The sequence below is a fragment of the Robbsia andropogonis genome, from assembly GCF_034047095.1.
GTDB classification, from domain to species: Bacteria; Pseudomonadota; Gammaproteobacteria; order Burkholderiales; family Burkholderiaceae; genus Robbsia; species Robbsia andropogonis.
This window is the reverse complement of the sequence record NZ_CP139170.1, coordinates 1,478,569-1,500,809: the sequence shown is the minus strand read 5'-3', so window position 1 is coordinate 1,500,809 and position 22,241 is coordinate 1,478,569. Positions and strand designations below refer to the sequence as shown.

Below are 22,241 nucleotides of genomic sequence, written 5' to 3'. Positions count from 1 at the left end.
CTATTGAAACGCGACTTCGGCAAAGCTGCGCAGCTTGCGGCTGTGCAGCTTTTCCAAGCCATTTTCGCGCAGCAACTCCATTGCCCGCATGCCGATCTTCAAATGCTGATTCACCTGTTCGCGATAAAAGGAATCGGCCATCCCCGGCAACTTCAACTCGCCGTGTAACGGCTTGTCGGAGACGCAAAGCAGGGTGCCGTACGGCACCCGGAAGCGAAAACCATTGGCGGCGATCGTCGCGGATTCCATATCCAGTGCAATGGCACGGCTTTGCGACAGCCGTTGCACCGGCTCGCGATAATCGCGTAACTCCCAATTCCGATTGTCGACGCTTGCGACGGTCCCGGTGCGCATCACCCGCTTCAATTCTCGTCCCTCGAGCCGCGTCACGTCGGCCACGGCTTGCTCCAACGCCACTTGGATTTCAGCGAGCGGCGGCACCGGCACCCAGAGCGGCAGGTCAGCATCCAAAACGTGATCCTCTCGAACGTAGCCGTGCGCCAGCACGTAGTCCCCAAGGCGCTGCGTGTTGCGTAGTCCAGCGCAGTGACCAAGCATCAACCAGGCATGAGGCCGCAGCACCGCGACATGATCAGTAATGGTCTTGGCATTCGATGGCCCGACACCGATATTGACCATCGTGATGCCGCTGCCATCCGGGCGCTTCAGGTGATAGGCCGGCATCTGCGGCAAGCGCGGCGGTGGCATGCCGCTCGCCTCGCAATCCGCCGGAACGGATTCGTCGATCCGGTTCGCATTCGGCGTAACAACATCGCCGGGCTCGACAAACGCCGTATAGGCCGCACGCCTTGACCGCTCGTCAGCATCGTCGCCCCGCTCCATCAATGCGCGCCCCATGCGAACGAACTCGTCGATATAGAACTGATAGTTCGTGTACAGCACGTAGTTCTGAAAATGCGTTGGCGACGTGGCCGTATAGTGGCGCAGCCGATGCAACGAGAAATCGACGCGGGGCGCGGTGAACAACGCCAGTGGCCGCGGCGCGTCGGGACCTGGATCATAGGTCCCGTTGACGATCGCATCGTCGAGTTGCGCCAGGTCGGGTGTATCGAAATGCCGCCGCAGCGTCCGCAAGTGCGCCTGGTCCAATTCGCCTTCGAGGTGAATACCCTCGGCGAAGGCGAAGTGCAACGGCATTGGTTGATCCGACATCCCCACTTCGATGAGGCCTTCAGGATGATTACGTCGCAACAATGACAATTGCTGCGTGTAATAGTGGTCGAACAGGTCCGGGCGCGTCACCGTGGTCTCGAATACACCCGGTCCGGCGACAAAACCGAACGACCGGCGCGAATCCAGCTCATTCGCCGCGTCCACGGTCACTCGCAGCATCGGATAGCACGCCCGGATCTTGCCCGGCGGCAACGCCTCCCCTCGTTTGAAGCGCGTAAAAGCAGACTGCAGCCTGTGCGTGCTTTCCTCGTAGAGCGCGCTCAGGCGCGCGAGTGCACTGGCCGGGTCATCGAAACGTGCCCAAGCGCCGGTCGGTGGTGCCCCGCCGGTTTCTCGCGACGTAGCGGCGTCGACACCCTTCGAGGTCGTGCCGACGGCAGGGAGGGACGATGTCATGGGCATCGCCGTATGCTTGTGCGCCTCTTCCTTCATTGGTTCATGATCCTTGTTCTGCCTTGCTTTTGCTTGTTCCGGCCCGCGACCACGGCGGGCCTTGCGCAGGCTCGGACATACCGTCCCGCACCGGCGCCCACTGGCGCCACAGTAACACGGAAGCCACTGAGATCGTGCTAGCCCCAACCATCCATTATCCGGGTAGCACCGTGACGCGAACACGACATCTGACCGTGATGGCATTGATCGCTGTCGTGACTGCCATCGCAAGAGGCCCACAGTTTGCTAGAATTCCGCAAGCTTCTGGAGATACGCTATGAAATCCCTCGCGGCCGGCCTCATCGTCGGCGCTTTGATGTGTTCAGGTGCTGCTTTCGCACAATCCCCCGCCACCTCTGTCACATCGGGCGTCTCCGATGCGCCACCGACGCTCTCTGAAAGCCCATTGCAAGCGGATTCCGCCGCCGAGCGCGCGGCGGCCGCCGAGAACGCCGCCGCTGCGCGTCAAGCAGCAGCAGCCCATCCGATGTCGGCAAACGAAGCGGCCGGCCTGCCTGATCTGGCACAGATCAACCGCCCGGGCGCCGTGGTATCGTCGCGCGTCGAGCTCAATACGGTCCGCGAGCCAAGCTTCCATACGCGAGACCGCTCGGGCACCGAGATCACGGAGTACCGTGACAAGGGCAAACCCACTGAAATCGATGTCCGCTCGAATTTCGGCACGCGTTATTCGATGTCGAACCCTGTCGACAACTCACCGCGGGTGCCAAACAACGGCGCGCCGAACGGACGCGTACCGTCGATCCATTTATCGTATTAAGCATGCGGATGGACGCGCGCTGCTTCCAAGGCAGTGCCGTGTTCATCCCGGCGGGGCGCCCTGCCCGGCCGATATGCCATGCCTGGCGCACGACATATCGCTGAGATTCGCATACACATCGATAGGTCGACGAAAGATCAATCGTTTGATTTAAAAACGAGCCTGACATTCCGGGTTTCTGGCGCTAGCACGCTCCCGTGTCAACGGTGAAGCGCTATCCCGTTTTGCCTGATTCCCGATTTATTTCCACACACCAAATTGATCTGAACCGCTAATCGATGGAGATCTGTACCGATCAATGATTGCTTGCGGGCGATCCACAGGGTACGCTGTACGTCGTTTCCGAAACACGCATTCTCCCCTCTCTATCTGCCACCGGTTTTCTGACACGCATGGCCGTCTTCACGTCTGTTTCCGATCACGATCTTGCCGCGTGGCTCACCGATTATCCGGTAGGCGCGTCATTGGGTTTGCGCGGCATCACGTCGGGTATTGAGAACAGCAACTTCTTCCTCAGTACGACAGCGGGCGAGTTCGTGCTGACTATTTTTGAAAAGCTGAGTCCGGCCGAGCTGCCGTATTATCTGAATTTGATGCGTCACTTGGCTGCCCACGACATCAGCGTGCCCGATCCGGTACGGCGCGCGGATGGCACATTGTTCGGCTTGCTGCACGGCAAGCCCGCCGCCATCGTGACACGCTTGCCGGGCAGCGCCGTACTGTCGCCAACGCCGGCGCATTGTGCCGAGGTCGGGACGATGCTCGCACGCAGCCATTTGGCCGGACAAGACTTCGGCGTCCAGCAGTCGAACCTGCGCAGCTTGCCTTGGTGGCGCGAGGTCACGCCGCTGCTGCATCCATTCCTGAACGTATCCCAGGCGCAGTTGTTGGCGAACGAGATTGCGCATCAAGGCGCATTCTTCGCGTCGAACGATTATCGCGCGCTACCCGGCGGTCCTTGTCACTGCGACCTGTTCCGGGACAATGTCCTGTTTATCAACGATCCTGTCGCATCCACGCCTCGGCTGGGGGGATTTTTCGACTTTTACTTTGCCGGCAACGATAAGTGGCTGTTCGATCTCGCGGTAACGGTCAACGATTGGTGCGTCAACCTGGAAAGCGGTGAACTCGATATGCCGCGCGTGACGGCCCTGCTACGGGCCTATCAACAGGTACGCCCGTTGACGCCGGTCGAGTTGCGCCACTGGCGCGACATGTTGCGGGCCGGCGCGCTGCGTTTCTGGGTCTCGCGCCTGTACGATTTTCACCTGCCGCGCAGTGCGGCGCTGCTGGAACCGCATGATCCGGAACGCTTCGAGCGCACGTTGCGCGCCCGGATTGCCGCGCAAGATGCCACGATCAACGATCCACTGGCTTGACCGCGCGCATCCATATCTGCCGCCGGTACACGTGATAAGCGACCATCACGCGCCGGTTCCTGTTATCCTGCGGATCGTCCGAAGCGTTGTCCAAGGCATGTGATCCCCCGTGTCATCCCGGATCGCCATGCCAGGTCTCACGTGCGGTCTTCCGCCCGAGCGATGATGGCCTGTCCCCTGTGCTGAAAGGGGAATGCGATACGCGCCGGTTTCGCTCGATTACCGCCTGTTTTTGCTGATTCCCGACGTCATGCAACTGAAACACGTCACCGCCAGGGACGGCGTACTCTGGTTCCGCCAGGGCTTGGGAACGTTCCGACGCAGTCCCCTGCTGTTCCTCGCACTGTCCTTTGCCTATCTGCTGTTGATGCGGATCGTGTCGCTGCCTCCGGTCATCGGCACGGTTGTCATGCTGTTGATGCTCCCCGGTGTCACGGTCGGTTTTTTTGCCGCGAGCCGCGAAGTACTGTCCGGCAAACCCGCGTTCCCCACGATTTTGCTGCGCGCCTTCGCGGGCGGGGCTGTTGTCGTACGTCGACTGCTGATCCTGGGAATTGTCTACTTTGCCTGCATTTGCGCCGTTTTCGCGGCCTCGGCCATTGGTGACGACGGCATGTTGGCGCAGATGATGCTGTTCGGCAATGCACCGTCCGAACAGGAAATCCGCAGCGGCGTATTGATGATCACGCAGCAGGCGATGCCCATCGTCATGCTGGGTTATGTGCTGGTCGCCGTCGTGTTCTGGTTCGCGCCGGTGCTGGTGGCGTGGCATGACGTGCCGCCACACAAAGCCCTGTTTTTCAGCATCTATACCATCTGGCGCAACAAGCTGGCCTTTGTCGTCTACGGTATGCTGTGGTTCGCAACGCTGATTCTGCTCTGGATCGGCGCGATGATCCTGTCCGCGCTGTCGGGCGCCGGACTGGTCGCGATGACCATGCTGATGATGTTGATCGTGGCCATCTTCATCACGATGTTCTACTGCTCGCTGTACGCGACGTATCGCGGTTGTTTCGACATCGAAGGTCCGCCCTTGCCACCGGTCGGACGCCCCGCGAAGCCGGCCCCGTAACAACGCGCGCTCAGTCGTCGATTCGCTGCAATTTCGCGACCGACAATGCCAGCCATTTCGCGCCATGCCGCTTGAAGTCGACCTGGGCCCGCGCATCGGTGCCAGTGCCTTCGAGCGCGATCACCTTGCCTTCGCCGAACTTCGTGTGAAATACCGGCTCGCCCACGCGAAAACCCGTCTCGGCCTCCTTGTTCTTGGTCGCGTACGACGGTAGCGGTGCCGAGTCGGCACGATAGTCGTCATCACGGATGCGTTCGGTCCCATCCCCACGCTTTTCACCGCCTCCGCGGCCAAACCAATCCCGCCCCCAACCCGCGTTATCGGCACGTCCACCCCATCGGGCCGCAGGCTCGACTTTTGCCGTCAGCCACTTGAGCGCGCCCTCGGGCAGTTCATCGAAGAAACGGGAGCGCAAGTTGTATCGCGTCTGGCCATGCAGCATCCGGCTCTGCGCGAACGAGAGATAAAGACGTTCCTTCGCACGGGTGATGGCCACGTACATCAGTCGCCGCTCTTCCTCCAGCCCTTCCCGCTCCATCGCACTGTTCTCATGCGGGAACAGACCTTCTTCGAGCCCGGTGATGAAGACGGCAGTGAATTCCAACCCTTTCGCCGCATGCACGGTCATTAGCTGCACCGCGTCCTGTCCCGCCTGTGCCTGGTTGTCGCCCGCTTCGAGCGACGCATGCGAGAGGAAACCGGCAAGCGGGGTCATTGCCACCGGCTCCGGCGCACCGGGTACGGGCGCATCCAACACCTCGCTAGCGTCTTCTTGCACACCAGCAAGCGGCACGGCGGTGCTCGCGCCGGGTGCCAACGGCACCATCCGCGCCGGCGCATCACGGCGCAGTCCTTCCTCCGCCATGAAGGCACTCGCCGCATTGACGAGTTCCTCCAGGTTCTCCAGCCGCTCCTGCCCCTCGCGCTCCGCCTGGTAATGCGTTTCCAGGCCGCTGGCCTTGACCAGATGACGAACCAGATCCGGCAGATTCATCTGCTGCGTCTCAGCACGGACCTGCGCGATCATTCGCAGGAAATTGCCCAGTGCCGTACCGGCCTTGCCGGTCACATATGGCACGGCGGCCGCCAGCGGACAGTTATACAACCGCGCCATGTCGCTGAGTTGTTCGATCGATCGCGCACCAATGCCGCGTGCCGGAAAATTCACCACGCGCAGGAAAGCGGTATCGTCGCCCGGGTTATCGATCAGGCGCAGGTAAGCCAGCGCATGCTTGATTTCCTGGCGTTCAAAAAACCGCAAGCCACCATAGACCCGGTACGCCACGCCGGCCGCCATCAGCGCATGCTCGACCACGCGAGACTGCGCATTGCTCCGATACAGCACCGCGATTTCCTGGCGCGCCTGGCCCTGGTTGATCAGTGCCCGTATTTCCTCGACGATCCAGTTTGCTTCCTGTGTGTCCGTCGCCGCTTCATAGACGCGCACGGGCTCGCCATGCCCTGCATCCGTGCGCAAGTCCTTGCCCAGCCGCTGCGAATTGTTCGAGATCAGGATGTTGGCCGAATCCAGGATATGACCATGTGAACGATAGTTCTGTTCCAGCTTGATCAGATGCCGCACATTGAATTCGCGCTCGAAGTCGCGCATGTTGCCGACGTTCGCACCGCGAAACGCGTAGATGCTCTGATCGTCGTCGCCCACGGCGAAGATCGCGTTATGCTCTCCCGCCAGCAACTTGAGCCAGGCATATTGCAGCCGGTTCGTATCCTGGAACTCGTCCACCAGAATGTGCGAGAAGCGGCTCTGGTAATGCTTGCGCAACGTGTGATCGCGCTGCAGCAGTTCATAACTGCGCAACAACAGCTCGGCGAAATCAACCACACCTTCGCGCTGGCATTGCGTTTCATAGGCCTCGTACAGCTCGACGAACCGGCGGTTGAATGCATCGTTCGCCTCTACTTTAGATGGCCGCAGCGCTTCTTCCTTCGCCCCATTGATGAAGTATTGGAGGTTCTTCGGCGGATACTTTTCCTCATCCACATTCAGACCTTTCAGCAGCCGCTTGATGGCCGACAACTGGTCGGCCGTATCCAGAATCTGGAACGCCGGCGGCAGCCCCGCTTCGCGGTGATGGGTGCGCAGCAACCGATTGCAAAGGCCATGGAACGTACCGATCCACATGCCTCGCGTATTGATCGGCAGCATCGTCGACAGCCGCGACGTCATCTCGCGCGCAGCCTTGTTCGTGAACGTCACCGCGAGGATGCCGGATGGGCTTGCATGACGTTGACCGATCAACCACGCAATGCGGGTAATCAGGACGCGGGTCTTGCCACTCCCCGCGCCGGCCAGGATCAGGGCCGCCTCGTTCGGCAGCGTGACCGCGGCGAGCTGTTCGGGATTCAGGTTGGCAAGCAGATCGGACATGGCGGAGCGGGATGGGAAACGGAAAAAGGACGCGGACCGGCCGGATGGACGGCGGCGAAAAAACGGCCTTCATTATAAGCGCGACGCCGCTTTCGGGCCGAAGCTGCACCGAAGCGGCTATACACCTTGTTCACGCCGTATAATCGGCGGTTTACCTTTGCATTACCGCACCAGTAAACCGATTCCAGGCACACCATGAGCGACAGCGATCAACGCCCGAATGACCACACCCTTGGTCAGCAGAGCGGCCAGCCGGCCAGCCCACCGCAAGCAGACTCCCCGAGCGCCGCGCGCGCGGACGACGCGGCCGTACAGGCACCCTCGGCAAGCCCGGCGGAAGCGCCGGAAGCGTTGGCTAAGAGCTTCGATCCCGCACGAATCGAATCCACGTGGGGTCCGGAATGGGAACGCCGTGGTTACGCGCGCCCGACGCTCGCCGCCGATCGTCCGAACTTCTCGATCCAGTTGCCGCCGCCGAACGTGACCGGCACGCTGCACATGGGCCACGCGTTCAACCAGACCATCATGGACGCGCTGACGCGCTACCACCGGATGCTCGGGCATAACACGCTGTGGGTACCGGGCACGGACCACGCCGGGATCGCCACGCAGATCGTCGTCGAACGGCAACTGGATGCGCAAGGCGCGAGCCGCCATACGCTCGGGCGCGAGAAGTTCGTCGAACGCGTACATGAATGGAAGGAACAGTCGGGCTCGACGATCACGCGCCAGATCCGGCGCCTTGGCGCCTCGATCGACTGGTCGCGCGAATACTTCACGATGGACGAGAAAATGTCGCGCGCGGTGCGTGATGTGTTCGTCACACTGTATCGACAAGGCTTGATCTATCGCGGCAAGCGCCTCGTCAATTGGGACCCGAAGCTGCTGACGGCGGTGTCGGATCTCGAAGTGGTATCCGAGGAGGAGGAAGGCTCACTGTGGCAGATCCGCTATCCATTGACCGACGGCAGTGGCACGCTGACCGTTGCCACGACGCGTCCCGAGACGATGCTGGGCGACGTCGCGTTGATGGTCCATCCCGAAGACGAGCGCTATGCGGCGCTGATCGGCCGGACGGTGACGTTGCCGCTGGTCGGCCGCGAGATTCCAATCATCGCGGACGATTACGTCGATCGCGAATTCGGTACGGGCGTGGTGAAGGTCACGCCGGCACACGACTTCAACGATTATCAGGTGGGCCTGCGTCACCGGTTGCCGCAGATCGAGATTCTGACGCTGGATGCGCATGTCAACGATAACGCGCCGGAGGTCTATCGAGGCCTGGAACGCTTCGAAGCGCGAAAGCGCATCGTCGCCGATCTCGACGCGAGCGGCTTCCTTGAATCCGTCAAGCCGCACCGCCTGATGGTGCCGCGTGGCGACCGGACGAATTCCGTCATCGAGCCGATGCTGACCGACCAATGGTTTGTCGCCATGACCAAGCCGGCACCGGCCGACACGCTGCATCCGGGCAAATCGATCACGGAAGTCGCACTGGACGCCGTCCGTAACGGTCAGATCAAGTTCATTCCGGAAAACTGGACAACCACCTACTACCAATGGCTCGAAAACATCCAGGACTGGTGTATCTCGCGACAACTCTGGTGGGGCCACCAGATTCCAGCCTGGTATGACGACCAAGGTGGTGTCTTTGTCGCCGCGTCCGAGGAAGAAGCCTTGGCGCAGGCGCGCGCCGCTGGCGCGACTGGTCCGTTGCGGCGTGACGAGGACGTGCTGGACACTTGGTTCTCCTCGGCACTGGTGCCCTTCTCTTCGCTCGGCTGGCCGGAAAAAACGCCGGAATTGACGCATTTCCTGCCATCGTCGGTGCTCGTGAGCGGCTTCGACATCATTTTCTTCTGGGTCGCGCGCATGGTCATGATGACCACACACTTCACCGGCAAGGTGCCATTCGAAACCGTCTACATGCACGGCCTGGTACGCGATGCCGAAGGTCAGAAGATGTCGAAGTCGAAGGGCAATACCCTCGATCCCATTGATATCGTCGACGGCATCGGGCTCGACGCGCTGGTGGCGAAACGTACTACCGGCCTGATGAACCCGAAGCAGGCGCAACAGATCGAGAAGAAGACGCGCAAGGAATTCCCGGAGGGCATTGCCGCCACCGGCACCGACGCCTTGCGTTTCACGTTTGCATCGATGGCGACGCTCGGCCGAAACATCAATTTCGACCTGGCACGCTGCGAAGGTTATCGAAATTTTTGTAACAAATTGTGGAACGCCACGCGCTTTGTCCTGATGAATTGTGAAGGACACGACTGCGGCGTGGATAGCTGCCAATCGGACTGCGGGCCAGACGGATATCTGGATGTTTCGCAGACGGATCGCTGGATCGTTTCGGCCCTGCAGCAGACCGAAGCGGACGTTGAAAAAGGATTTGCCGATTTCCGGCTCGATAACATCGCTAGCGCGATATACCGTTTCGTCTGGGACGAGTACTGTGACTGGTACGTCGAGTTTGCCAAGGTCCAACTGCAATCCGGCACGCCGGCGCAGCAACGCGGCACGCGTCGTACGCTACTGCGCGTATTGGAGACGATTCTGCGGCTGGCACATCCGGTGATCCCTTTCATCACCGAAGCGTTATGGCAAAAGGTCGCGCCGCTCGCCGGCCGCTATCCGGAAGGTGCGCTGCCCGAGCAGGCCTCCATCATGACGCAGGCCTACCCAGTGGCGCAGTTGGAGAAGATCGATGCGGACGCCGTGGCCTGGGTTGCCGAATTGAAGGGACTGATCGACGCGTGCCGTAACTTGCGGGGCGAGATGACGATTGCGCCGTCCAAGCGCGTGCCGCTGTTAGCCAGCGGCAATGCCGAGCGACTGCACGGCTTTGCACCGTATGCGCAAGCGCTGGCCCGCCTGTCGGACGTACACGTGCTCGACAGCGACGCCGGCCTGGACGCGCGTGCCGACGGTGCGCCCGTCACCGTGAGCGGCACGACCAAGTTGGCGCTGGAGGTCGAGATCGACGTGGCAGCCGAGAAGGAACGGCTGGGCAAGGAAGTGGCACGGCTGGAAAACGAAGTACAAAAAGCACGCGCCAAGTTACAAAACGATAGCTTTGTTGCACGTGCGCCCGAAGCCGTGGTCGAACAAGAGCGCAAAAGACTGGCAGAATATGAAACGACGTTGGCGAAGCTTGCGACACAGTTGGGTCGTCTGACCGCCTCCTGAATCACCTGAGACACCTCGGCGCGCGCGCAACGTCGATATGGACGCTGGCGCGCGCCGTGTCGTATTGGGCCGCACCGCAGTGCCCTCGAACACCCTAGGAAGGTCGGACGCCCGAGGTGAGCGCGAACACCGCCGCATTTGTTTTGCGATATTGTATTTATCGTTCTTTTTAAATTAGCTGCGGGGGTTTCACGAATGCTAAAAGTCACAAAAGCTGTTTTTCCCGTCGCCGGCCTTGGAACCCGCTTCCTGCCCGCGACGAAAGCCAGCCCGAAGGAAATGCTGCCGATCGTCGACAAGCCATTGATCCAATACGCGGTCGAGGAAGCGGTTGCTGCCGGCATCACGGAGATGATTTTCGTGACCGGCCGCAGCAAGCGTGCGATCGAGGATCATTTCGACAAATCGTACGAAGTGGAAGCCGAGCTGGAAGCGCGCGGCAAGGACAAGCTGCTGGCGCTGGTGCGCAGCATCAAGCCGTCGAACGTCGACTGCTTTTATGTACGCCAGCCAGAAGCGCTAGGTCTAGGCCACGCCGTCATGTGCGCGGAAAAACTGGTGGGCGACCACCCGTTCGCCGTGATCCTGGCGGATGACTTGCTGTACGGCAAGCCCCCGGTCCTGACCCAGATGGTCGAGAAATTCAACCGCTTCCATAACTCCATCATCGGCGTGGAAGACGTGCCGCCGTCGGAAACGGCGTCGTACGGGATCGTGACACCGGACCAGCAACTGGGTGACGATGTCGTCTCCCTGTCGGGTATCGTCGAGAAGCCGAAGCCGGAAGTCGCGCCTTCGACGTTAGGCGTGGTCGGACGTTATGTGTTGAAACCGGCCATCTTCAAGCACCTCCATGCGTTGAAGCCCGGCGCCGGCGGTGAATATCAACTGACGGACGCTATCGAATCACTGATGCGCGAAGAGCAGGTGCTGGCCTACCGCTACCACGGCACGCGCTTCGATTGCGGCAGCAAGCTGGGTTACCTGAAGGCAACCGTGGAATTCGCGTTGCAACACCCGGAAGTGCGCGAGCAGTTCGCGGAATACCTCAAGACCCGTTCGCCGGTTCTGGAAAGCTGATTGCCGCAAGTTGATGTCTCCCGCATGACGCGGGGTGACGCGCGTTTATTCGCCGTTGTCACCCCGCCAAACCGACACGAAGCGAACCCGGTATCGCCCCCCGGCATATCGTTGCCCTCCTGATATCCCCCCTCTTTCCCGCGGCAACGTCTGAATTTCCCCCACTGATCCCGCGTCCCGTAGCGACGACGCGCTGCGTCAAGCCCCCTCAATGCAACGTGAACGACGTACCACAGTCGGTTTCAAGATCACGTAATCAAGCACAAATAATTATTGTTCTAAAAGAACACGAACTATAATCACAACGATTCTCATTTAGCAATTTGCTTGCCGTCTCCCTGGCGAGGAAAAGAAGTCTTCTTTTTCAGCCGCCATGGATCCTGCGGCGCGATCTTCCCTCCTTCTGAACGCACTATCACACGAAATCTCATGGCTGCTATTGATTCGAACCGGCACGTCAGACCGGTCCTGACCAAATCCGCTTCCGCCATACGGCACGCATTATTTTTGTTGTCGATGCCGATGGCATTCGGTGCGGCAGGCGTCGCAAACGCACAGGAAAGTATTGATTCCGCCACGGCCACAAACACAAGGGCACAAACTGCATTGCCCGCCGTCTCGGTGTCCGCCAAGAGCGCGCCAGTCGCACCGGAAAAGCAAACGTTTGGTGGTGGACAAGTAGCCAAGGCGACATCCCTGGGTGTGCTTGGGACCCAGCAATTGATCGACGTTCCGTTCAGCGTCAGCAGCTATACCGAGAAAGCCATCAAGGACAAGCAGTCGCAGACAGTTGGCGAATTCTTGCAGGCAACCGACCCGAATGTACGTGTTTCGTTCAACTCGGGCCAGTTCGCTGAGAACTATACGATCCGAGGCTTCCAGTTATATTCGGATGATGTGTCCATGAACGGTCTTTTCGGTGTAACGCCGCGGCAGATGGTGTCGACGGTGGACATCAGCCGGATCGATTTGTTCAAGGGAGCGAATGCATTCATCAATGGCGCGCCCGCATCAGGAACCGGCGTGGGCGGCGGCGTCAATGTCGAGCTGAAGCACGCTGACGACAAGCCGCTGACCGAGCTGACAACGAAGGTCTCGGGGTCCGGCCAGGTCGGCGCGCAAGTGGATATCGGGCGGCGTTTCGGTGACAACGATCAATTCGGCATCCGCTTTAACCAGTCGGTGGACGATGGCCCAACAGCGATCGACAAGGAAAAGCGTTATGGGAAAACGGCAGCGGTTGGCATCGACTGGCGAGGCGACAAGCTGCGCCTGACCGCGGACTTTCTCTACCAACGCGCGAAGACCGATTCCGGCCGTACGACATACACTGCAACAGGTGCCATACCCAGCGCGCCATCGGCAACCTCGACCTTCGCCCAGCCATGGACGTATTCCAATCTCGAGGATACCGTCGGCATCGTGGGCGTGGAGTATGATTTTGCGCCCGGCTGGACCGCCTATGTGAAGGGTGGCGCGCATCACGGCAACGAATGGGGCAGTTTTTCAAGTCCGGCCTATGATGGTCTCACCGGATTGTCTTCGGCCTATCGCTTGAACACCGTACTGAAGGAGGATTCAACTTCGGCAATGGGTGGTATTCGGGGCAAGTTCGACACGGGCCCAGTCTCGCATCAAGTCAACGTTGGCGGCTCGATCGTCAGTGTCGATCAATCAGCAGCCTACACGTTCGGCTATGGGGCCTACACGACCACGTTGTCGAATTCGGCCGCGGTCCCTTATCCGGCGACCACGTCGTCCGGTGGGGACATGAGCAATCCAGGCACGACCTCGCAAGTCGTTAATCGCAGCGTATCGATATCGGACACCGTTGGCTTCCTGAACGATCGCATATTGCTCACCATAGGCGCGCGCCGCCAGGAGCTGCGTCAGGATGCGTACGGCTATGATGGCGTGCGCTCGAGCACGTACGATCAGGCAATCACGACACCTGTTTTAGGCATCGTGTTGAAGCCGACGAATAACTGGTCAATATACGCCAACCGTACCGAGGCACTGGTTCAAGGCGGCACCGCTGGCTCGACATCGGCGAACTTTGGCCAGGTCTTCGCGCCGTATCGCTCAAAGCAATGGGAAGCCGGCACCAAGTACGACCTGGGTGCCTTTGGGGCTGATTTCGCGCTGTTCCAGATCGAGCAGCCGAGCGCCTATACGGACCCAACGACGAATATCTACAGTCAGTCAGGCAAACAACGTAATCGCGGCGTCGAACTGGGGCTACACGGCGAACCGATCAAGGGTGTTCGCTTGATCGCCGGTGCGTCTTACACGAATGCCAAGCTGGTCAAAGCCAGCGACACCGCGAACGACGGCAATACGGCCGTCGGTGTTCCAAGCTGGTTGGCGAACATCGGTGTTGAATACGACATTCCACGCGTGAGAGGCCTGACGTTGACCGGACAATGGGTTTATACGAGTCGGCAGTATCTCGATCAAGCGAATTCGCTGTCGATTGGTGCCTGGAGCCGCTTTGACGTCGGCGCGCGCTATGCGACCCAAGTCTTCGGTAAGGACGTGACGGTACGCGCAACCGTTCAGAACGTCGCCAATCGTGCCTATTGGGCGTCGACCTATGGCGGCTATTTGACCCTTGGCAATCCGCGTACGTTCTGGCTCTCGCTGACAACCGACTTCTAATACCGGTCACGATGCCCCCCGCGGTATTGCCAGTTGCCTTGGACGGCGGGGCCCCGCTCTCGTACCGTCGCAAGTATCACGAAAAGGGAATGCTCTTGCCCTGCTTTTCGTTGCCTGTCGCCACATTCTTTACGGACTGACACGCGCGTGCGGCAACATCGGAAAGAGCACATACCGCCGTGCTGGCAACGTCATTCCCCATGCTTGTTTGGACACGGAGATTGACACCGGCGCCACGCCGGAAAACGACGCGGCATCGTCGATGCATGCCGGTTCATCACTCTGGCAAACGAACAACGCCCCTTCTCGGCGGACCGACGAAACGTTGAACCAGGGCGTTTCCGCCTGCGTCAACACGTTCCAATACCGTGTGTTGGGGTTGCCATAAAACGCGATCGATCCTGCATCCGCCATCGGTCCGACGACAATCGGGATACTGCTCCCGGTACGCTGCTGCCAAAGGGCATCCGCCGCTGCCGCCAGTTCGGCGCGCGGCGCCGTGGCATCGTCGGTCTTGCGCACGACCCCCATATAGCCGACGGCGGCAGTGGCCGCCAGCACGATCAGCCAATAACCACCCATTACGCGCACCGCACGCTCTGGTCTCACGACCCCACCAGCACGACCTATCACGGTCAGCCATAGCGGCACGATGGCAAACCACTGCGCCATGCCCCATACCGATGCCATCTGCGTCTTCATGATGAAGGCAATCGTGCCGACAACGATCAACGGCCCCATTGCCAACCACCAGAGGTCCGTGGATGTCGATGGTCGAAGATAACTGCACGCGATCAACCGTAGCGCTTGCAGTCTCTCTCCCCTAAGCAATAGCACGACGAAAACGGCACTTGGCAACAGGTAGGCGAGCTGGGCGGCGGTGTACTTTCCGAGTCGCACGACAGCAGGCAACAGCGTTCCGCCCGTACGATCCTCGGCGTAACCAAAAGTCGGGAAATCGTTGACCACTAACCAGTGAAGATGCGGCAGCAGGACAACGCCGCATGCGAGCACCGCACCAAGCGTCTTCGTGCTAAACAACCGTGCACGCCATGCCGGACGAACGAGTGCCGCCAGCGACAACGAGAGCAGCAGCACGACTGAAAAGTACTTCCCGAGCAGTGACGCCCCTGCCAGCACGCCAAGCGCCAGTGCCTGTCGCCATGTCCCGGTCTGCATGAAACGCACGAAGAAAAACGCGGTCCACGGCCACACGGAGAGAAGCACCGCATTCGCATTGAACTTGATCGCGAGGTTCGAATATAGCGGTGACACCGCCATCGCCAGGCCCGCGACCACCGCAAGCGGACGCGGCAGGAACCGTCCGGCAAGCGCGACAATCCCAAGCAGGCCCACCATCGCATTGACCGCGGAAAGCGCGAAATACGCAATGTCGACATGCGGAAACACGCGAAACCACGCAGCGGCGATCCACGCAAACAGCGGCGGATGCTTAAGATAGCCCGCCTGCCATTCGATACCCCATACATAGTTCTCGACCATATCACCTGGCATGTCGAGATTACCGCGTGACAACCATGCGGCAATCGTCCAGACCAGGGCATGCACGGGCAACAGCCAGATCAGATGCGACCGGTCCGACACGCTTCGCAACACAGGCCGTGTCGCAGACAACGGCAGGTCGCGAATCGTCGAGCCATCATGCTGATATACCTGTCGGACAATATAGACGGGGCGGCGTTTGGCCTCCATATACATACGGCCTACATACTCGCCAATCACGCCGATTCCGATGAGCTGTGCACCACCCAGGAAGAGTATCGCAGTGATGATGGATGCATAGCCGGGCACGTCGATGCCATGCCTGGCGGTTCGAAACAGCAGATACACCGCATACAGGATGGCAAAAACGGCAGTCATGCCACCAAGATAACTCCAGACGCGCAGCGGCAACGTGCCGAAGCTCGTCATACCGTCCAGCGCGAAATTCCATAGCCGCCAGCCGGAGAACGTCGACTTGCCGGCGGCGCGTGGGCGACGGGCGTAGGTGATCTCCGCCGTTCGAAAACCAACCCATGCGAACAGCCCTTTCATGAAGCGACGATTTTCAGGCAACGCCTTCAACGCATCCACCACTTGCCGCGACATCAGCCGAAAGTCACCAGCGTTTTCAGGAATCGAGATATCGGAGATCGCGTTATGTACGCGATAAAAGAGCGCTGCCGTAATACGTTTGGCAAAAGAGTCCGTCGGTCTTTCCGCGCGTCTCGCCAGCACGACATCAAAGCCTTCACGCCACTTTGCCAATAACAGTGGAATCGCTTCAGGTGGGTCCTGTAGATCAGCATCGAACGGAATCACCGCATTGCCCGAAGCGGCATCGATGCCTGCGGTCAGCGCGGCTTCCTTGCCGAAATTCCGAGACAGGTCGACAATCTTGACGCGTGCATCGCTTGCACATATGGCCTGTAACTCGCGCAAGGTGGCATCGGTGCTGCCGTCATTGACGCAGACGATCTCATAATCGGCATGCGAAAGATTCCGGAGCACCGGCACCAGCGCGTGGAACAATGCTGCTACGACCGCTGCTTCGTTGTGAAAAGGGATCACAAGCGAGATGACATCACGCGCACCAACTCCAGACCCATTCATCGTGTTACTGCTCAAATGGCGCGAATTATTACATGGTTCAGTGGACAAAACGATGACGATTGATATGAATTGAAGGGATACCCGAAAATCGGATCGATCTCACGAAAAATGGCAGCCCCCATTGCCCCTTTTGGGGTGACTATGCCTAAATCGTTACGGTGCATAAAAAAAGGAATCGCATGGATTCCTTTTTTTATACGGTCATCCGCTTTATGCCACCCTATTACTTTGCCTTCCCGCCTGGGGCAAGTCCTCAGACTGGCGAGGTCACGGGCTCACCACGCAACACGCGTTGCGCGTTATCAAGAAACAAGACGACCGCACCGTGGACCGCCTCATGGGAATATCCCGCCACGTGCGGCGACATGACCAACGTATCAAAGCCCAGCAAAGGTTCTGGCTTGGCGGGCTCCGATTCGTACACATCCAGCCCGGCGCCCGCAATCGTCCTGTTCTTCAGGGCTTCGGCCAAAGCCAACGTATCCACCGCGCTACCGCGCGCCACATTGACAAGAAAGCCGTGCGCACCCAACGCCGCCAGCACGTCGGCGTTCACCATATGTCGGGTCTGCGCGCCACCCGGCATCGCCAACACGAGAATGTCGCACCATGTCGCCAGCGACATCACATTATCGAAATACGTGTACGGTAATGCATCACGCTTGTTACGGGTGTGATAGCCCACAGCGCAATCGAATCCCAGCACACGCCTGGCAACGCCTTCCCCGATACGGCCCATGCCGACAATGCCCACTCGCTTGCCGCTCAGAATGGGTGGCAAGGCATATGCGTCGCGCCATTCGCCCTTATGCACGGCGCGATCGAACACTGGCACCCGTCGCATGGCAGCAAGCATCAATGCCAACGCATGGTCCGCCACCGTGGTCGCATTCGAGCCTGCACCGCTGCTCAACAAGATACCTTTCGCCCTCGCGTGATCCACCGGGAGATTTTCGATGCCCACCCCAAAGGCACTGATCAGCTTCAGCCTCGGCGCGGCGTCGATCTGCGCCGGCGAGAATCCAAGTGAACCGTTCGTCAAGACGATGTCCACGTCGGCAAGCCGCGCATCCGCCTGCAACCGTTCTTCCTTGTTCGTGGCCATGACGACATCGAATGCGTCGGTAAGCAACGGCATGTACTCACCAGCGATCGGAATATTGAGATAAAGAACGGGTTTCATGGTGCCGGGAAAAAGTCCACGTCAACGGCGCCGTAGCAGGAAGGTGAAAACCTTCTCATGCACGGTGCTCTCGACAATCGTGTTGCCGGTCTGCTTCGCGAATGCGGCGAAGTCACGTTGTGAGCCGGGGTCCGTGGCCGTCACCTTGAGGATCTGCCCGGTGGTCATATCGGACAAAGCCTTTTTTGCCCGCAAGATCGGCAACGGACAGTTCAGGCCCGTTGCATCCACTTCCTTATCTGCTGCTACCGTCATGTGTCCAGGCCGGATGGGGTTTCCAGCGCCTCCGTGATATCGCTTGCGTTACGGGCACTTCGGCAAACTCCGCCGTGGCCACCCGTCTTTTTCCGTGCCGCCACTCACACGCTCACGCCGTGGCCGTCGCCGCACGCAGGTCCGTGCCAAAGCGCTCGACCAGCGCTTCCGGTGTATCCCATGCGCACATCAACCGGCATCCTCCGGCCGCGATGAAATCGTGGAAGACCCAGCCCTTCGCACGCATGGCCGCGCTCGTTGCCGGCGTCATATCGGCAAAGACCGCATTGGCCTGCACCGGATGCGCCACCTTGACACCGGCTGACGCTACTTCCTGCGCAAGGCGCCGTGCCATCTCGTTCGCATGACGAGCGTTGCGCAACCAGACGTCGTTATCGAGCAAGCCGAGCCACGGTGCCGAAATAAAGCGCATCTTGGATGCCAATTGCCCGGCTTGCTTCACGCGATAAGCAAAATCCTCGGCGCGCGCCTTGTCGAAGAAGACGACGGCCTCGCCCACGGGCAGCCCGTTCTTCGTACCACCAAAACACAGCACATCGACGCCCGCCTTCCAGGTCATTTCCGCGGGAGTGACCTGCAGCGATGCCACGGCATTCGCGAAACGCGCGCCATCCATATGCACCGCCAAGCCATGTCGATGAGCAATATCCGTCAACGCGCGAATCTCGGCAATACTGTAGACCGTTCCCACCTCGGTGGATTGGGTCAACGTCATTGCTTTCGGCCGAGGCCAGTGAATGTCGTTGCGGCGGGTGATCACTGCCTCGACCGCCACCGGGTCGAGTTTGCCAAGCGGTCCGCGCGACGTGATCAACTTCGATCCGTTCGAGAAAAACTCCGGACCACCACATTCATCGGTCTCAACATGAGACAATTCATGGCAGATCACCGACTGATACGACTGACACAGCGACGCCAGTGCCAACGAATTCGCCGCGGTGCCGTTGAATACGAAAAACACTTCGCAGTCCGTCTCAAAAAGAGTCCGGATACGATCGCACACCTGTTTCGTCCAGCTATCGTTGCCGTAAGCCACCTCGTGTCCGGTGTCATTTGCGTTCACCATGTAACGCATTGCTTCCGGGCATACGCCGGCGTAATTGTCCGACGCAAAATCTTGCATGCTCATTGTTTGGTCCTTTCCATGCGCACGGTGCCACGGCGCGCCATGTCATTGCTGGCATTCCGGCACGCCATCCGCACGCCACCGATGCCCGCAACGCGTCACTGTAAAAGCGTGCATTTCGCGCCGCCCATGATTACGCCGGCAACTTGGACGCTACCCAGGCTGTCACGCTAGCTAGCGCGGCAGGCAATGCCGCCGCATCGGTGCCACCCGCCTGCGCCAGGTCGGGACGCCCACCACCCTTGCCGCCAATCTGCTGCGCGACCATATTGACCAGTTCACCAGCCTTCACCTGCTTCGAGGCATCCGGCGTCACGCCGGCAACCAGGCTGACGCGGCCATCGACCACCGCCGCCAGCACGATGGCTGCGTGCTTCAGTTTGTCCTTCAAGCGATCCACGGACTCGCGCAGCACCTTCGCGTCGGCGCCATCCAGCACCGCGGCCAACACCTGCACGCCTCGCACGTCCACCGCCTGTGCGAGCAATTCATCGCCCTGGCTCGAGGCCAGCTTCGACTTAAGCGCGCCCAGTTCCTTTTCCAACGCCCGAACCTGCTCCTGCTGTTGAGCAATGCGTTGTGTCAACTCCGCCGGCTGCACTTTGAGCGCCTGCGCCGCCGCATTCAAACGCTCATCGAGATGTTGGACGAATCGCAGCGCATTGTCGCCGGTGATGGCTTCCACACGGCGGATGCCGGCCGCCACCCCGCTTTCAGACGTAATCTTGAACAGGCCGATGTCCCCGGTCCGCGTCACATGAGTGCCGCCACACAATTCCATCGAACTGCCGAGCTTCAACACGCGGACTTCGTCTCCGTACTTTTCGCCGAACAACGCCATCGCGCCTTCCTTGACCGCATCGTCATACGCCATCGTGCGCACCACCGCCGCCGCGTTCGACAGGACTTCCGCATTGACACGCTCTTCCACGCGACGCAGTTCGTCCGACGACATCGGCGAATGGTGCGCGAAATCGAAACGCGTCTTGTCCGGATCGACCAATGAGCCCTTCTGCTGCACGTGCTCGCCCAACACCTCACGCAATGCCTTGTGCATCAGGTGGGTGGCGGAGTGATTCCGGCCGGTACGCGCACGACGCACGCCATCCACCTGCGCCGCGACCACGTCGCCCACTTTCAACGTGCCTTGCTCCAGCGTGCCGTGATGACCCGATACGTCGGCCTGCACCTTTTGCGTGTCATGCACGGCGAAGCGAACGGCATCGGTCGTCAACAGACCCTGGTCCCCCACCTGACCACCGGACTCCGCGTAAAACGGCGTATGGTCAAGTACCACCACGGCATCCTGACCGGCCTGTACCCGATCCACCTGAGCGCCATCGACATACAACGCAATCACGCGGGCATCGTCGGAGACGATCGCGTCGTAACCGAGGAAGGCGGTCTTCTCGCCCGCGTATTCGAGACCGGCGGCCATCTTGAACTTGCCCGCCGCACGGGCCTGGTTACGCTGGCGTTCCATCGCCTGATCGAAGGCGGGCTCGTCCACCGTGATCCGCCGTTCGCGACAGACATCCGCGGTCAAGTCCAACGGAAAGCCATAGGTATCATGCAGCTTGAACGCCAACTCGCCCGACAACGTCAACACATCATCGGGCGACTTGCGGGCCGCTTCCAGGGCACCGATCGCGCCCTCCAGGATCGTCATACCGTTTTCGATCGTCTCGAAGAAGCGCGCTTCTTCCTGACGCAAGATATCGATCACGCGTTCCCGCGCCTGGGCCAGTTCGGGATAGGCCTCGCCCATCTGCAGTACCAGATCAGGCACCAGCTTGTGGAAAAATGCGTCGCGGCGACCCAGCTTGTAGCCGTGACGAATCGCGCGGCGGACGATACGACGCAGCACATAGCCTCGCCCCTCGTTGCCGGGAATCACGCCGTCGACGATCAGGAACGCGCAGGCACGGATATGATCGGCGATGACTTTCAGCGAGTTATTGCCCAGGTCTGCCACACCGGTTTCCCGGCCGGCCGCGGTGATCAGCGCCTGGAAGAGGTCTATTTCGTAGTTGCTATGAACGTGCTGCAGCACCGCCGCCACCCGCTCCAAGCCCATGCCCGTGTCAACGCACGGCTTGGGCAGCGGCGTCATATTGCCCTGCGCATCCCGGTTGAACTGCATGAACACCAGGTTCCAGATTTCGATGAAGCGGTCGCCATCCTCTTCCGGCGACCCGGGCGGCCCACCCCAGATTTCCGGACCATGATCGTAGAAGATTTCCGAGCACGGGCCGCACGGACCGGTATCGGCCATCTGCCAGAAGTTGTCCGACGCGTAGCGCGCCCCCTTGTTGTCACCGATTCGGATAATCCGCTCGGCCGGCACGCCGATTTCCTTTTCCCAAATGCCGAATGCCTCGTCATCCTCGAAATAGACGGTGACCGTCAGCTTGTCCTTCGGCAGCTTGAAGACATCCGTCAACAGTTCCCAGGCGAAATGGATCGCATCGCGCTTGAAATAGTCACCGAAAGAGAAATTGCCGAGCATTTCGAAAAACGTATGGTGACGGGCCGTATAGCCCACGTTTTCGAGGTCGTTGTGCTTGCCTCCCGCACGCACGCTGCGCTGCGCCGTGGTGGCACGGGTATAGGGGCGCGGGTCATTGCCCAGGAAGACGTCCTTGAACTGCACCATTCCGGAGTTCGTGAACAGCAGCGTGGGGTCATTGGCAGGCACCAGACTGGACGAACGGACGACAGTATGCCCCTTCGATTCGAAGAAACCCAGGAACTTGCTACGAATATCGGCGGCTTTCATGACGTATCAGGTAAGTAGCAGGCGGCGGCAACAGACGCCCCAAACGGCTGATTATACCGTTTGCCCCCTGCACTGTGACACCCG

Annotated in this window: 13 protein-coding genes; 6 read left to right on the top strand and 7 right to left on the bottom strand. The window is 60.0% G+C overall.

The annotated features are described in order from the left end of the window. The gene (locus SJQ66_RS20145; RefSeq protein WP_051504214.1) at positions 1–1,590 is read right to left on the bottom strand and encodes an AMP nucleosidase; all 1,590 of its coding nucleotides are present in this window, start codon (positions 1,588–1,590) and stop codon (positions 1–3) included. Positions 1,591–1,942: 352 nt separating this feature from the next. Between SJQ66_RS20145 and SJQ66_RS20140 the strand changes: the two genes are divergently transcribed. The 3 genes from SJQ66_RS20140 to SJQ66_RS20130 all read left to right on the top strand — a co-directional run bounded on the left by SJQ66_RS20140 (position 1,943) and on the right by SJQ66_RS20130 (position 4,858). Beyond that, positions 1,943–2,407 (top strand): hypothetical protein, encoded by a 465-nt coding sequence (locus SJQ66_RS20140; RefSeq protein WP_407691565.1) that lies wholly within the window; start codon positions 1,943–1,945, stop codon positions 2,405–2,407. 392 nt (positions 2,408–2,799) lie between these two features. Continuing rightward, positions 2,800–3,786 (top strand): homoserine kinase, encoded by a 987-nt coding sequence (locus SJQ66_RS20135; protein WP_024902132.1) that lies wholly within the window; start codon positions 2,800–2,802, stop codon positions 3,784–3,786. A gap of 193 nt (positions 3,787–3,979) precedes the next feature. Beyond that, complete coding sequence (locus SJQ66_RS20130) at positions 3,980–4,858, top strand: BPSS1780 family membrane protein (RefSeq protein ID WP_051504212.1); 879 nt, start codon at positions 3,980–3,982, stop codon at positions 4,856–4,858. 10 nt (positions 4,859–4,868) lie between these two features. On the opposite strand, the gene SJQ66_RS20125 is transcribed toward SJQ66_RS20130, so the two are convergent. Next, on the bottom strand, positions 4,869–7,247 hold the full coding sequence (locus SJQ66_RS20125) for a UvrD-helicase domain-containing protein (RefSeq protein WP_320535229.1): 2,379 nt from the start codon (positions 7,245–7,247) through the stop codon (positions 4,869–4,871). Between the two features lie 195 nt (positions 7,248–7,442). Here SJQ66_RS20125 and SJQ66_RS20120 point away from each other — a divergent pair, with 195 nt between their 5' ends. The 3 genes from SJQ66_RS20120 to SJQ66_RS20110 all read left to right on the top strand — a co-directional run bounded on the left by SJQ66_RS20120 (position 7,443) and on the right by SJQ66_RS20110 (position 14,180). Continuing rightward, positions 7,443–10,442, top strand: coding sequence for a valine--tRNA ligase (locus SJQ66_RS20120; protein ID WP_320535228.1), 3,000 nt, complete (start codon positions 7,443–7,445; stop codon positions 10,440–10,442). A gap of 195 nt (positions 10,443–10,637) precedes the next feature. Then, complete coding sequence (gene galU, locus SJQ66_RS20115; protein ID WP_024902128.1) at positions 10,638–11,522, top strand: UTP--glucose-1-phosphate uridylyltransferase GalU; 885 nt, start codon at positions 10,638–10,640, stop codon at positions 11,520–11,522. A 429-nt stretch (positions 11,523–11,951) separates the two neighbouring features. Beyond that, entirely contained in the window at positions 11,952–14,180 is a 2,229-nt protein-coding gene (locus tag SJQ66_RS20110) for a TonB-dependent receptor (protein WP_320535227.1), read from the top strand. A gap of 129 nt (positions 14,181–14,309) precedes the next feature. Here SJQ66_RS20110 and SJQ66_RS20105 read toward each other — a convergent pair whose 3' ends face one another. From SJQ66_RS20105 to alaS, 5 genes are all read right to left on the bottom strand, one after another. Next, a complete protein-coding gene (locus SJQ66_RS20105) occupies positions 14,310–16,793 on the bottom strand; it encodes a glycosyltransferase (RefSeq protein WP_320535226.1) in 2,484 nt (827 codons plus the stop codon). Between the two features lie 253 nt (positions 16,794–17,046). Continuing rightward, positions 17,047–17,976, bottom strand: a complete 930-nt coding sequence (locus SJQ66_RS20100; protein WP_024902126.1) for an NAD(P)-dependent oxidoreductase — start codon at positions 17,974–17,976, stop codon at positions 17,047–17,049. 21 nt (positions 17,977–17,997) lie between these two features. Next, complete coding sequence (locus tag SJQ66_RS20095) at positions 17,998–18,231, bottom strand: sulfurtransferase TusA family protein (protein WP_024902125.1); 234 nt, start codon at positions 18,229–18,231, stop codon at positions 17,998–18,000. Positions 18,232–18,343: 112 nt separating this feature from the next. After that, positions 18,344–19,375, bottom strand: a complete 1,032-nt coding sequence (locus SJQ66_RS20090) for a threonine aldolase family protein (RefSeq protein ID WP_046153997.1) — start codon at positions 19,373–19,375, stop codon at positions 18,344–18,346. A gap of 136 nt (positions 19,376–19,511) precedes the next feature. Continuing rightward, positions 19,512–22,157 (bottom strand): alanine--tRNA ligase, encoded by a 2,646-nt coding sequence (gene alaS / locus SJQ66_RS20085; protein WP_024902122.1) that lies wholly within the window; start codon positions 22,155–22,157, stop codon positions 19,512–19,514. Positions 22,158–22,241: the final 84 nt, after the last annotated feature.